The sequence below is a fragment of the Nonomuraea cypriaca genome (assembly GCF_015645445.1).
GTDB classification, from domain to species: Bacteria; Actinomycetota; Actinomycetes; order Streptosporangiales; family Streptosporangiaceae; genus Nonomuraea; species Nonomuraea cypriaca.
In genome coordinates this window covers 36,909-50,312 of the sequence record NZ_JADOGI010000058.1, presented here as the reverse complement: position 1 = coordinate 50,312, position 13,404 = coordinate 36,909, and the positions used below count along the sequence as shown (strand labels likewise).

At 69.2% G+C, this 13,404-nt stretch carries 11 protein-coding genes and 1 riboswitch; of the genes, 1 reads left to right on the top strand and 10 read right to left on the bottom strand.

The features are described from left to right. Positions 1-532: 532 nt before the first annotated feature. A riboswitch (cobalamin riboswitch) is annotated at positions 533-656 on the bottom strand. 843 nt (positions 657-1,499) lie between these two features. The 4 genes from ITP53_RS20485 to ITP53_RS20470 form a co-directional block, all read right to left on the bottom strand. After that, positions 1,500-1,736, bottom strand: a complete 237-nt coding sequence (locus ITP53_RS20485) for a hypothetical protein (protein WP_195897025.1) — start codon at positions 1,734-1,736, stop codon at positions 1,500-1,502. 171 nt (positions 1,737-1,907) lie between these two features. Continuing rightward, the gene (locus ITP53_RS20480; protein WP_195897024.1) at positions 1,908-2,738 is read right to left on the bottom strand and encodes an ABC transporter ATP-binding protein; all 831 of its coding nucleotides are present in this window, start codon (positions 2,736-2,738) and stop codon (positions 1,908-1,910) included. A 2-nt stretch (positions 2,739-2,740) separates the two neighbouring features. After that, a complete protein-coding gene (locus ITP53_RS20475; protein ID WP_195897023.1) occupies positions 2,741-3,760 on the bottom strand; it encodes an ABC transporter substrate-binding protein in 1,020 nt (339 codons plus the stop codon). A 27-nt stretch (positions 3,761-3,787) separates the two neighbouring features. Next, positions 3,788-4,663, bottom strand: a complete 876-nt coding sequence (locus ITP53_RS20470; protein ID WP_328815183.1) for an ABC transporter permease — start codon at positions 4,661-4,663, stop codon at positions 3,788-3,790. A 148-nt stretch (positions 4,664-4,811) separates the two neighbouring features. Here ITP53_RS20470 and ITP53_RS56135 point away from each other — a divergent pair, with 148 nt between their 5' ends. Further along, positions 4,812-5,600 carry a LacI family DNA-binding transcriptional regulator gene (locus tag ITP53_RS56135; RefSeq protein ID WP_328815181.1) on the top strand — a complete coding sequence of 263 codons (789 nt, stop codon included), beginning with the start codon at positions 4,812-4,814 and terminating at the stop codon, positions 5,598-5,600. Here ITP53_RS56135 and ITP53_RS20460 read toward each other — a convergent pair. From ITP53_RS20460 to ITP53_RS20435, 6 genes are all read right to left on the bottom strand, one after another. Beyond that, positions 5,509-6,417 (bottom strand): sugar phosphate isomerase/epimerase family protein, encoded by a 909-nt coding sequence (locus ITP53_RS20460; protein WP_195897022.1) that lies wholly within the window; start codon positions 6,415-6,417, stop codon positions 5,509-5,511. The two genes, ITP53_RS56135 and ITP53_RS20460, sit on opposite strands and share 92 nt — an antisense overlap. Before the next feature lie 93 nt (positions 6,418-6,510). Next, on the bottom strand, positions 6,511-9,957 hold the full coding sequence (locus tag ITP53_RS20455) for a ThuA domain-containing protein (RefSeq protein ID WP_195897021.1): 3,447 nt from the start codon (positions 9,955-9,957) through the stop codon (positions 6,511-6,513). Positions 9,958-10,499: 542 nt separating this feature from the next. Beyond that, positions 10,500-11,543, bottom strand: coding sequence for a LacI family DNA-binding transcriptional regulator (locus ITP53_RS20450; protein ID WP_195897020.1), 1,044 nt, complete (start codon positions 11,541-11,543; stop codon positions 10,500-10,502). 67 nt (positions 11,544-11,610) lie between these two features. After that, on the bottom strand, positions 11,611-11,925 hold the full coding sequence (locus tag ITP53_RS57695; RefSeq protein ID WP_195897019.1) for a hypothetical protein: 315 nt from the start codon (positions 11,923-11,925) through the stop codon (positions 11,611-11,613). Positions 11,926-11,945: 20 nt separating this feature from the next. After that, positions 11,946-12,605 (bottom strand): peroxiredoxin-like family protein, encoded by a 660-nt coding sequence (locus ITP53_RS20440; protein WP_195897018.1) that lies wholly within the window; start codon positions 12,603-12,605, stop codon positions 11,946-11,948. A gap of 122 nt (positions 12,606-12,727) precedes the next feature. Beyond that, a complete protein-coding gene (locus ITP53_RS20435) occupies positions 12,728-13,342 on the bottom strand; it encodes a TetR/AcrR family transcriptional regulator (RefSeq protein ID WP_195897017.1) in 615 nt (204 codons plus the stop codon). Positions 13,343-13,404 lie beyond the last annotated feature (62 nt).

Genomic DNA, 13,404 nt, shown 5'->3' with positions numbered 1-13,404 from the left:
CTTCCGAGGTGCCGTTCTCCTGCATGGACTTGATCTCGCAAATCCAGATCATGCCAGGTCAGGACGGCACCTCTCGCATGATGTGACACTACGTTACGAGTTCCCCGAAGCACGAGAATTCACGAGGCTAACGCCATCCCCGACATCTGCCTAGCGCCGCAGGTAGAGGGCCTTAACCGGGAGTAGGGAGGCTCGCTCCACTGAATCGGATAGGGCCTGCGGCGTCGGGCCTCCTACCCTCACCCGCGTTCCGCGACCCGTGGATGGTCGAGTCGGCCTGGGGCGCGGTGTCGGAATTGCTCTCGGTCCGTTTCCCCAGACCGCTCCCCGAACCAGCTTCTTGCCGGGCGTTCGCCACACGTCCTCGCCGTCCAAAAGCACACGCACTTGGCCATTGACAACGGGGGGCTCGGCGGGAGGTGAGCGGGGAAACGCCGGAAGGACCATCCGGTGGTCACTCCGTCATCGGACATGCCGATGCGCTCCTCTCCAGGGGAAATCCGCCCCAGCTGGCGAGGAGGCGACTGCGTGAGTCTCCCGGCTCTCGGGTCGTCGCTCGTCCCCGCCTTCCCACCCGTACGGGCAGTGGCACAGTCGGGATCCGCTCGCCGATCACAGTGGCGTCAACGACTGCCGAATTCTGAATCAGGCATTTCGTGATCGCATCCTGGTCAGTCGGCCAGAGGATGCGTTTGCGCACGAGATCGGGGTTGGCGCGGCCGTACATCTGCCGCTTGAGCGTCTTAAAAGTTACGTGGAATCTGGCCGTGGAGGTGATCATGTCTCCTCGGTCCTGACCACGGAACTGGGGAGATGGCTTGAGCGGCACGGTGGTGCTGGAGGACAAGTGGCCGGTCTTGGGGCGGCATGCTCGGGCGGCCGAGTGGCTGCATATCTGGGTGGATCTGGGGAGAGCGCCGCGGACGATCGATGCCCATGCGCGTGGGTTGGCCGAGTACCTGGAGGTGTGCGAGCGCGAGGGCGTCGACCCGGTGACAGCCAGCCGGGCGCATATCGGCCTGTTCGTGCGGGCGTTGACCGAGCGTCCCCACCGCCGGGGCGCGAACGTGTCGCGCTTGATTCGGGCTCCGGCTTGTCGAACGCCACCATTCAGTAGCGGATCGTGCCGGTCAGGCTGTTCTACGACCACCTCATGGAGGAGGGCCTGCGGAACTCCAACCCGGTCGGCCGAGGACGCTTCACACCGGGCCGGCGCGGCAACGGGTCTCGGGGCGGGCATCAGCGTGGTCTGGTGCCCAGGAAACCAGCCGGTGGCCTGCCGGACGGTGGGCGGCCGTGGTGAGGTCGGGGTGGGAGGTGTTCCGCCGCGCCAGGGGCGGACGTATTGGCGGAGGGTGGTGCCGATGCCGCGATAGCCCAGCGCCTGCAGTTCCCGGTGGAGGAGTTCGGCGTTGGTGCATCCCTCGGCCCAGCGTCTGCGCAGGTAGGCGTCGTAGGCTTCCAGGTTCTTGGGCCGCCGGCCGAACCCGCCGTGCCCATTACATGCTCGTGACCGGTACGCCCAGCAAGTCGGGCAGCCCGAACAGGGCCGCCGCTCCGCCACCGAGCCCGACGTTGAAGCCGAACCAGCCGATCATCGCCATCGCGAGCAGCGCGGTAACACCACGGTCGGCCGTGCGCGGCAGACGGCGCGGAGTGAGCTCCGGCAGCGTCGCGTCCTCGCTGAGCCGCGCGCGCAGCCCCAGCCGTCCCTGCACGGCGAGCAGCAGGGCCACGCCATCCCGCCGGCCGCGAGCACCTGCACCGGCAGGTGCTCGTCGTGCCTCCCGCCGATCTGCGCCCTGAGCACGAGCGCGCCGGGGGCAGCGCCGAGACCGAGCCAGGCGCCGGCCGAGTCGCGCCATGTCCGCGGTGGTGTGCCCGTGGCCGGGGTCTCCCAGGTCCGGTCACTCGCCACCCGACGTGGCGCCGAGCAGCCGGCGGATCCGCGTCGTGGCGCTGGAGAACTCTTCCAGCCCCATGGTCTCGGCGTAGTCCCGTTCGGCCGGCAGCGCGACGTCGATGATCTCGGTGACGGTGCCGGGCCGGGCGCTCATCACGACCACCCGATTCGCCAGGTAGACGGCCTCGGCGATCGAGTGGGTGACCAGCAGCACGGTCGTGCCGGTCTCGCGCCAGATCCGGTTCAGCTCGATGTTCATCTGCTCGCGGGTCAGCGCGTCGAGCGCTCCGAAGGGCTCGTCCATAAGCAGGACCGGAGGCCGGTGCAGCAGCGCGCGGCACAGCGCCACGCGCTGCTGCATGCCACCCGACAGCTCGTGGGGGTAGGCGTCCTCGAAGCCGCGCAGGCCGGTCATGTCGATGAGCTCGTCCGCGCGCTTTCTCGCCTCGGCGCCTGGCATATGCCGCATCTCCGCCTGGAGCAGGATGTTGCGCCGGGCGCTGCGCCATTCCAGCAGCGCGGCGCGCTGGAAGACATAGCCGATGTCGCGGCGCGGGCCGGTGACCGCGTCGCCGTGCAGCCGTACGGCGCCGGCCGAGGGCTTGAGCAGCCCGGCCACGAGCTTGAGCAGGGTCGACTTGCCGCAGCCGGAGGGCCCGACGATCGCCACGAACTCGCCCGTCGCGACGCTCAGCGAGATCTGCCGCAGCGCCAGGACGTCCTTCTTCCTGGTACGGAAGCGGACGGCCACGTCGTCGACGTCCACCGCGGCCACGTCCCCGCCGCCTTCGGCAGGGGAGCGCTCGGCGACGGTCTGCTCGACCTCCTCGGTCATCGTCAGCCCTTCATCGCCGCGCCGGCGTCCCAGTAGTCCGCGGCTGGCTTGGGGTCGGGGATCACGCCCGCCTGGGCGAAGACGTCGATGGTCTCCTTCCAGTCGGCCTCGGTGTTGACGCCGGGCGCCTTGCCCTGGGTGGCATCGGTGCGCAGGAGCGTCAGCGTGGTCTTGAACTGGTCGGTGAGCACCTTCGCCGGCGGCAACTGCTCCGAGGCGCCCTGCATGCTGTCGATCGCCGGCTGTGGGCTCCGCTCCGCCGCCGCCCATGCCTCACTGGTCGCCGTCACCATCCGCTTGGCCAGGTCGGGGTCGCTCTTCAACGCGCGCTCGCCGACGACGAGACCGTTGGAGTAGAAGTTCAGGCCGAGCTCGGAGAAGCGCAGGTACGACACCGGCTTGCCGGCCTTTTCCTGCATGGTCGGGCCCTGGTCGCTGGCGTACCCGAGCAGCGCGTCGACCTTGCCGGACATCACCGCAGCGATCTTGCCGGCGGGGTCGGTGTTCTGGATCCGGACGTCGCTCTCCTCCATCCCGTTCTTCTGCAGGAAGGCCGGGAAGGTCTTCGAGAGCGCATCGCCCGCGGTGCCGGCGATCCGCTTGCCCTTGAGGTCCGCCGCGGTCTTGATGTTCTTCTCCGTGAAGAACTGCACGGACGCCGGTGTGATCTGCAGGAAGACCCCGAGGCTCTTGACGGGGATGCCCTGGCCCACGCCGGCGAGCAGGGCCGGGGTGTCGGCCCAGCCGAAGTCGGTCTGGCCCGCACCGGTGGCCTGCACGGTCTTCTGCGAGCCCTGACCCGCCTGGATCTGCAGGTCGATGCCGTGTTTTTCGTAGATGCCCTGTTTCTTCCCATAGTAGAAGGGCGCGTGTTCTCCGTACGGGTACCAGTTGAGCGTCAGCGTGACCCGGTCGAGCTCCTTGCCCGACGCGCTCTTGGTCTTCTCTGAGCCTCCTCCGCCGCAGGCCGCGGTGAGCACGAGCAGGGGAACGAGGCCGGCGGCGAGGGTGCGGAGTTTCATGGTGGGCGCTCCTCGGTCGGGCGGTGGTCAGTAGGTGGTGGTGACGGCATCGCCCCGGCGGCTGGCGTGCCACGGGAGCAGGAGCTTTTCGGCGATCTCCACGAGCAGGAAGAGAACCACGCCGATGAGCGACATGACGATCAGCCCGGCGAACAGCATCGGGGTGTCGAGGTTGCCGTTCGCCTGCAAAATCACGAATCCGAGACCCTCGTTCGCCCCGACGAACTCGCCGACGACGGCTCCGGTGACGGCCAGCGTGACCGCCACCTTCAGGCCGGAGAACAGGTGCGGCAGTGACGCCGGGAAGCGGATCTTCACGAAGGTCTGCAGCGGCCCGGCGCCCATGGTCGCCGAGAGCTGGACCATTTCGGGGTCGACCGACTTCAGGCCGGTGATCATCGAGATGGCCACGGGGAAGAAGGCGATCAGCACGGCCACCACGATCTTCGGCGCGATGCCGAAGCCCAGCCAGACGATGAACAGCGGAGCGATCGCGATCTTGGGGATCACCTGAGCGAACAGCAGCACCGGGTAGAGGGTCTTCTCGACGGTGGACGAGTACACCATGATCACCGCGGCGAGGACGCCGACGGCGACGGCGATCGCGAATCCCAGGAGTGTCTCGTAGGTGGTCACCCAGCCGTGGTGCCAGATGTAACCGGCCTTGTCCCACATCACCTGCAGGGTCGAGCCCGGCGACGGCACGAGATACGGCTCCACCAGGCGAGCCGCCGAGACCACCCACCAGGCGGCGAAACAGGCCACGAGCAGCGCGACCGGCCGCCACGACTGCGCGAGCGTTTCGAGGGCCCGGTCGGCGATGCCCGGCCGGGCTCGTTCGGCCACGCCCGCGACCGTGGCCGCGGAGGCCGCCGGCGCCGTGGATGTCCTGCCCTGCCCCACGATGAACTCCTCTGCCCTCGGAGAGCCGTCCCGTCGCCACCGGGGGTTTTGGAAAGCGCTTTCTGATACCGTAAAGATCGCATCGGATGAGGTCAATAGCCCGCACCGGTGTCTCGAAGCGTGCCACTGCCTTGATCGGGGGTGCATCGTGAGCAAGCGCGCAGCACCGGCCCACGTGACTCTCGAGGTCGTCGCCCGCTCCGCCGGCGTCTCCCGCGCGACGGCCTCGCGCGTGCTCAACGGGACCACCAAGGTCCGCTACGAGCTGAGGGAGCGGGTGCTGGCCGCCGCGGACCTGCTGGGCTATATCCCGAACACCCACGCGCAGGCGCTCGCCGGCGCCTCGAGCCGGGTCGTCAGGGTCATCTGCCACGACGTCAGCGACCCCTACTTCGCGGCGATCGCCAGCGGCGTCATGCGGGCCGCCTCCGAGCGGGGACTGCTGATGATGCTGACCATCACCTTCTGTGACCCCTCCCGCGAGATCGCCTACGTCTCCACGCTTCCGGCCCGGCAAGCCCGTGCGATCCTGCTGATCAACTCCGTTTTCCAGGGCCGGGCGTGGGAGCGCGCGATGAGCGCCGAACTCGACCCGTACCTGCGCGGCGGCGGCCGGGTGGCGGTCCCCGTACGCCGGCCCCACCGTCCGGACGAGGGCGGCCTCGCCCACGTGCCCGAAGGCCCGGGGCTCGAGGTCGAGGTCGAGGTCGAGGTCGACGAGACGGTCGTGCGCGAACTCGCCGTCGATGTCCCTGGAGGCCCGCCCCCAGTGACACACAGGGCTGACTCGTGGCGTGTCGGGCCCCTGCGGCCCGCCGGGACCCCGACACCCCACGACTCGGGCGTCAGTACCGCAGGGCGGCCAGATGGGCGTAGCTGTTGCGGGCGGTCAGGAACGGGTCGGCCGGCGCGTCGTGCTCAACCAGCCACTGCTTGACGCCGCCCCTGCGCGCATATCGGAACATCCCCGCGAAGTCGAGGACGCCGGAACCCACGTCGGCGAAGTCGCCATTGGGCGCCATGTCCTTGACATGCAGGGCAGGGAAGCGGCGTGGGTGCTCCCGGAAGTAGCTCGCCGGATCACCGCCGCCCTTGGCCGCCCAGTAGAGGTCGAACTCGAAGCCGACGAGCGCCGGATCGGTCTCGCCCACCAGGATGTCGTAGAGCAGCTCTCCCTCCACGACCCTGTGGTCGGGTTCGTGGTTGTGGAAGAGCAGCTTGAGCCCGGCACTGCGGGCGGTCAGCCCGGCCTCGTTGAACCGCCGTGCGGCCTCCCGGTATCCGGCCGGGTTGTGCATCGATGACGGCAGGCTCGGGATGACGATCCACTTGCCCCCGAGCGTGCGTACGTCTTCGATGGCCTGCTCCCAGCGCCCGCTCGTGATGGCGTCGTAGCCGACGTGTTCGAGGACGGCCTTGAGGCCGGTCCGGTCGAGCATGCCGCGGATCTGGGCGGCGTCGTGTCCGTGGCGTCCGCTGACCCCGACGGTGGCGTAACCGATGGCGGCCAGTTGCTCGAGCGTGCCCTCGAAGTCCTGCGCGAGCGGTCCTCGCATGGTGTACAGGTGCATGCCGATACCGCTCGGCGGGATACGCCGCTTGGCGTGTTCCGCACCGGCGAGGTCGTCAGCACGAGCCGACGTCGCCGCGCCTCCGACCACGGCGACCGCCGCCGTGGCGCCCAGCGCGCCGCCGAGCAACGAACGCCGGCTGACGCCGGTCCCGGGCCGGCCGATTCGAGTCGGGTCGTTCATGGCTTCATCTCCTGTGTGAGCGTGTGAGAAGTCGTGAGCGGGTGAGGACGGTGCCGGGGTCGTCGCCCCCGGCCACCGTCCTCGCCGGGCGTTTCAGCCGACCGTGATCTCGACCGAGGCGGTCGTCGTGTCACCCTTGTCGTCGGTGACGGTCAGATGTGCGGTGTAGGTGCCTTTCCTGGCATAGGTGTGGGAGGCGGTGGCACCACCGTCTGCCGCGGTGTTGTCGCCGAAGTTCCAGTGCCAGCTCACGGCGGTCCTCCCGCTCGGCAACCTCGCCTGGCCCTGGAGGGACACGGCCAGCGGAGCTGGGCCATCGGCCGGAGCGGCCGTCACGGCCACCTCCCCGCCTGGGCGTTTCTCGACGCCCTTCCCGTTGAAGTGCAGCCAGTCGAGGGCGAGCAGGTCGGGCTTGTCCGATGACCAGCCGGGGTTGGTGAACACCGCGTAGAGCCGTACGGTCCCCTCCGTGTCGGCGAGGTCGATCGTCGGCGAGACCACGTTGCCCCAGCCACCGGTGTTCGGAACCGTCGCCTTGCCGAGCAGCGGCCCGCTGGGTGAGCCGGCCCGGAACTCGACGTCCCCGCCGAGCCCACCCGACGCCACGCCGAGGGTCACCGAGTCGATCCCCTTGAGGTGGACGGGGTCGAATGTGATCCAGTCACCGTGCTCGATCTCGGTGAGCCGCTTACCCGCCGAGGCGTCCGCACGGTCCGCGACCTGGACGCCGTCGCCCGCACCACCGGTCGTGGTGAAGTGCTCGGCCTCCCGGAACTTCGGCCGCAGCGTCAGTGACGCCGATCCGACGAGGCTCGGCGCCTCCGGGGCGCCCTTGTCCTCATACTGCGCGCTGATCGCGTAGTAGAGGTTCTGTCCCGGGCCGTGGCTCTCGCCCGGGTCGGTCACGATCTCACCCTCGCAGCCGGTGTAGTTGTCCAGCGGATGCAGGTGGCTGTCGTGGCCGAGCTGCGACTGCACGACCACCCGGCCGCAGTCGATGCGCCCGTCCTCGGCGTCCTTCACCTTGATCGTGAACTTGATGGTGTCGCCGAAGTCGAACATTCCGCCGTCCGGCGGCGCCTGGATCCTCACCTCGGGCCGGCTGTTGCCGACCGTGATGTCGTGCACGGCGACGCCGGTGAGACCCTCTGGGCCTTCGACGGTCAGCCGGGCGGTGAACCGGCCCTTCGTGGTGTAGGTGTGGGCCGGTCCGGCCTCCGTGGAGTCGGTGGTGCCGTCGCCGTCGAAGTCCCATGCGTACGTGATGGGCGCGCCCTCGGGCGACTCCGAGCCCTCGCTGGAGAACTTCACCGTCAACGGCGCGGGACCCGAGTCGGGGGTGGCGGAGATCTTCGCGACCGGCGGTCGGCCTTCGGCCACGTAGTCGATGCGGTAGATGCCCGCGCCTTCGTTGCTGCCGCCGCGCCCGGTGCCGCTGCCCTCGCCGAAGTCGATGACGTAGAGGGAGCCGTCCGGCCCGAAGTCGGCTTCGAACGGCTGGATCCACGACATGTCGGGGAAGACCGTATTGATCGACTGCAGGTCGCCCTTGCGCGCCGCGGCGAAGCGCGGGTCGGTGAAGGTCTGGTCGTCGCGCTGGATGGAAAGGGTCTTGAACCACCTGCGGGTGAGTTCGTAGGCGAACCACTTGCCCTCGAAGTACTGCGGGAACTTGGTCTTGCTCGGGTTGGCCGCGTCGTAGTCGTACACCGGCCCGCTCATCGGGCCACCTCCCCCGGTGCCGACCTCGGGGAACTCCGCCGAGGCGGAGTAGGCGTACCACACGAGCGCGGGCTGTACGGGCGGCAGCTCGCGCAGCCCCGTGTTGTTGGGCGAGTCGTTGACAGGGGCCGCGCAGGTGAACTTCGCGCCGGAGGTCCCCGTCGCGAAGTCGTAGTCGTTGAACGGCGTGTTGTTGCCGATGCAGTAGGGCCAGCCGAAGTTGCCGGCCTTGGTGATGCGGTTGAACTCGACCGTGCCCTCGGGGCCCCGGTTCGGATCGGCCTGGCGGGCGTCCGGGCCATAGTCGGCGACGAGCAGCGCGCCGCTGAGCGGATCGGTGGTGATCCGGAACGGATTGCGCATGCCCATCGCGTAGATCTCGGGCCGGGTCTTGTCGGTGCCGGGCTCGAAGAGGTTGCCATCGGGGATGTCGTAGGTGCCGTCGTCCTGCGGGGTGATGCGGAGGATCTTGCCGCGCAGGTCGTTGGTGTTGCCGGCGGTGCCCTGGGCGTCCCAGGCGCGGCGTCCTTCGCGTTCGTCGACCGGGGCGAAGCCGTCGGAGGCGAAGGGGTCGGTGTTGTCACCGGTCGCCACGTAGAGGTTCCCCTTGGTGTCGAAGGTGAGCGAACCCGCCATGTGGGCGTTGGCCCGGCCTTCACCACGCCACGTCGGAATGGTCAGCAGCACCTTCTGCGTCGCGGGGTCGACCGTGTTCCCGGACACGGTGAACCGGGAGAGGTTGAGCCGGTTCTCCACCTTGTCGGAATGCAGGACGTACAGCCGGTGGTTCTCCCCGAACTTCGGGTCCAGTGCCAGCCCGAGCAGGCCGTCCGACTGGCTGGTCATCTCCGGGGAGTAGTCGAAGTCCAGCACGGTGGTGACCCGCAGGGAGTCCTGGTCGATCACTTTCAGTTCCCCGGTGCGCTGGGCGTAGAAGACCCGCCGGTCCGGCGCGACCGCGAGCTCGAACGGGTCGGCGAGGTCCTCGGTCACGAGCGGCACCCGCTGGAAGTTGCCGGTCTCGGTCGCCGAGCAGTCGCCGGGGGCTGCCCCCGCCGCCCACTCGATGCCGCCGAGCACGTGCTTCAGGAACGCCGGTTCGGAGAACGTGGCGGATGCGTGGCCCAGGGCGGTGTACCACGAACGGCCGCCTTCGTACTTCTGGCACCAGGAACTCGGGTGGTCGACGCCCTCGTCCAGGCCGTTGACCCCGTCACGCACCTTGATCTGGGTGAGCGTGTGGACCTTTCCTGTGGGGTTGGCCCGCCAGTTGTACCACTCCTCGGTGCGTTCCCAGAGGTCCGGCAGGTCCTTGGTCGAGGGGTGGGCGTGGTCGAGGACCTTGACCCGGCCGACCTGGATCGCCGGGTGCTGGTCGAAGATCGCACCGACCAGATCCTCGTACCATGGCCAGTCGCGCTCACTGGCCGACGCGGCGTGCAGGCCGACCCAGCCGCCGCCACCGTGCACGAACTTCTGGAACGCGGCACGCTGGTCGGCGTTCAGCAGGTCACCCGACTCCGGGGTGGAGTTGGTGTTGTTGAACACGATGGCCTGGAAGCCGGCGAGGTTGTCGTCGGTGAAGGCGCCCGCGTCGTCGGTCGCCTCGACCTCGAAGTCGTTGTCGGCCCCGAGCTTTTGAATCGCGGCGATGCCGGCGGGGATCGAGTCGTGGTGGAAGTTCGTGACCTTGGAGAAGACCAGCACGCGGAACCGCGCGGCCGCGGCCTGGGCGGGCGTCACCAGCCCCAGCACGAGTGCGAGGACGAGCAGGACGGCGGTGAATGCTGAGGGGGGTTTACGGACAGGGCGTCTCATGGCGCTCCCGATGGAGGGGCGGGGACTCTCGGGGGAGAATCTGATCAGAAAGCGCTTTCCAAGCCATAAAGTAAGCTTTTCCGGCAAACCGGTCAATGGTGCCTTGCCGTCCGGATGCGCGGGACCGGCCGCTCTAGCCGGGAGCGTGCTGAAGATCTTGCCGGTCCAGCCAGGCCGGGATCGAGGATTCAGGCTTGGGTCATGATGGCCGTCGGAGGGTTCCGGCCCGGCCTGAGGTTTGGGCGGTGTGCCGGGAATTGATTCAGGCTGGGAGCGTGTTCGGCCCACCCGGACCCCGTCCAACTCCCGCAGGTCGGCGTGGATGCGCGGCGCCCCGTAGATCTCGTCGCAGGCCTGGTGATGTCGGTGGATCTGCTCGGTCGGCTCGGCGTCGCGGCGGGCGCGACCAGCTGGCCGACGGGCCGGCCAGCAACGCGCCCTACCTGAGCCACCAGTGGGACCCGACATCCGCTGCCGCTCGACGGCGATCGCGTACGCCGAGACGCGCGTGCGTACGGGGCTCTCCCACGGCCACCCGGAACCTATCGGTGGCCGTCGTGGCCGGCGGCGACCGGGCGGGGGGCGCTCGACTCGCGGACGACCAGCTCGGTGGCGAGTTCGACGTGGTGGGACTCGATCTTCTCGCTGGCGGCCAGGCGGAGGGCCGTGCGCAGGGCGACGATGCTCATCTCGCGCAGGGGCTGGCGGACGGTGGTCAGCGGGGGCGAGGTCAGGGCGGCGAGCTCGGTGTCGTCGAAGCCGACCACGCTCAGGTCCTCCGGGATGCGCAGCCCCTGGGCCCGGGCAGCCTGGACCAGCCCGAGGGCGATCTCGTCGCTGAAGGCGAAGACGGCGGTCGGGCGGGGGTCCAGGCCGAGCAGCACGGCCCCCTCGGTCACCGCGTCGGGCTGGCAGAAGCCCGCCGCGCGCACGTAGCCCGGGAGCACCGGCACGCCGGCCGCCTCCATGGCGGCGCGGTAGCCGTGCATCCGCGCCTGGTTGACGGCGGCGGTCTGGGACCCCCCGAGGTAGGCGATGCGGCGGTGGCCGAGGTCGAGCAGGTGTCGCGTGGCGGACATGCCGCCGTAGAAGTCGGTCGCGCCGATGCTGGTCATGGGGGCGCCCGGCGGGTTGAGCGGGTTGACGACGACCACCGGGAGCCTGGCCCTGGCCAGCGCGGCGAGCCGGGCCGGGCTCGGCTCGTCGAGCAGGATCACCGCCCGCCGCCCGGCCGCAGAGAGACCGCGGGCCCAGGCGAGCTCGCCCTTCGGGGCCGCGCCGCCTGCGGCGGTCGCGACGGTGACGACGACGGTGACGCCCGTCTCGGCTCCGGCCTCCAGCATCCCCTTGATGAGCGCGGTGGAGTAGGCGCACAGCTCCCATGCCACGTGCATCTCGACGGTGACCTCGGCGCCGCGGGGCGAGCGGGTGACGTAGCCGCTCTCCAGGAGTAAGGACTCGACCATCGAACGGGTGGCGGGGGCGACGTCGCTGCGGCCGTTGAGCACCTTGGACACGGTGGCCACGGACACCCCGGCAGAGGCGGCGACGGTTGCCAGCGTGGCGCGCCTGGGACTGCTCGTCATCAATGCCTCCCTCCCGGCACGCATCTTAAAGCCGCGCGGTGACAAAAAAGCTAACAGCCAGGTCCGCTCAATGGCCACGGTGGGGTCGTCGGGGTGCGGGGTCTACCGCCTTGATGTTCACCGAACCGACTGCGCCGAGCATGACCACCTTTTGTGCTTCGCGGGGATCAGCGCGTGCCGTGATGACCTGCAGGTGATCTTCAGCCACGTTGATGGACGGGTAGGCGATCAGGGCACCGGCGATCCCGCGGTCGCGATGCTCGGCCACCAGCACGAGGCTGAGCCCGTTCGCGGCCAGCCGGGTCGCGAACTCGGCTCCGACGCCGGCGGAGGCGCCGGTGACGACGGCGTACTGGCCGTACTTGTTGCGCAGATCCTTCATCAGGGATGCCCCGTCCTTGCTCAAGACGTCGCGTCGTAGGCGGTCAGAATCTGGGCCGGCTCGCTTCGGGTTACGTAGTCCGGGTGGACGTCAATCCAGCGGATCTTGCCTGAGGCGTCCACGATGACCGTGGTGGGCATCGGGATGACAGCGGTGCCGTCGGCGTTTGTCGCGGCTACGTCCAGTCCGAGTGCCGCCTGGGATGCCTTGGCCTGTTCGGTGGGCTCGGTGAGGATGCCCAGTTGGCCGGCGATCGTGTTGCCCGCGTCGGAGAGCACGGTGAAGGTGAGCTCGTTGGTCTGCTGCATCGTCAGCGACCCGTCGGGCGTTTGCGGGCTGATCGCGACCAGCGCGGCGCCCCGGTCGTTCAGCGGCTCGACCAGCTCGGCCTGGTAGGTTCGCAGCGCCAGGTTGCAGTACGGGCACCATGCGCCGCGGTAGAAGACGATGACGGCGGGCTTGCCGGCGAGCGCGCCGCGCAACGTGGTGGATTGGCCGTGGGCGTCCAGCAGACCGGCATCCTGCAATTGTGCGCCCGGCTGAGCCACACCGGCGGGGACTCCGGTGGCGGCCAGTTGCTGACGTTCCTCGGTGAACGGCGCGAGGACCTCTGCCGGGGCCTGCTGGGCCATGTTCGTCTGGAGCACGGCGGCCTGGTCGGCGATCGGTGTGGTGGTCATGACTGTCCCTCTGGTCGGTGAGCAATGCCGAGTCACTGGCATGCGCGGTCCAGGATTGCTCGTGAGGATTGGCATCGCAATGCCAATCCTCAGCCGACGAGCCGGAGCGTCCTGGAAGAGGCCTATGGCACGGTCAGCGACTCGATGTAGGCGAGCGTGGAGTCGAGCGCCACCTCAAGAGGCCTGGTGTCGCGATCGAGCTGGGTCAGCATCAGGCCGCCCTGCAGCGAGGCCAGGAGTGACAGGGCCAGCGCCTCAGGGTCGGCGTCGGGATGCAACCTGCCGGCTGCATGCATGACGGCCAGTCCCGAACGGAGGCCGGCCGACCAACGCGCGAAGCTGTGGGAGAGCTGGAGCCGCGCCGCCTCGTCGTGCTCGGCGAGCTGGCTGGTCAGTGAGGCGATCGGGCAGCCTCCGCGGCAGTTCAGCTCGCGTTGGCGGGCGACTGCGAAGTTACGCCACTCGCGCAGGCCCTCCAAAGTGTCCAGCCGGGCAAAGAGCTGATCCTGGGGCTCGATAACGGCGTCCGTCTGGTACTCGATCACCGCGCGCACCAGTGCGGTCTTGTCGGCGAAGTAGTGGTAGACCTGCGAATTGCTCACCCGGGCCAGCGTGCGGACATCCTCGATGGTGGTGTCGGCCACGCCGCGCTCGAACATCAGCTGCGCAGCGGCGGCCACGATGCGCCGCCTGGTCTCCTGCCCCTTGGCGGTCAGCGTTCCTGGCTTGATAGACATGCCCACAGCCTACGAAGTCTGGCATGGGCACTCCACTTCTCGATCGCGGCGGATGTTGGGCT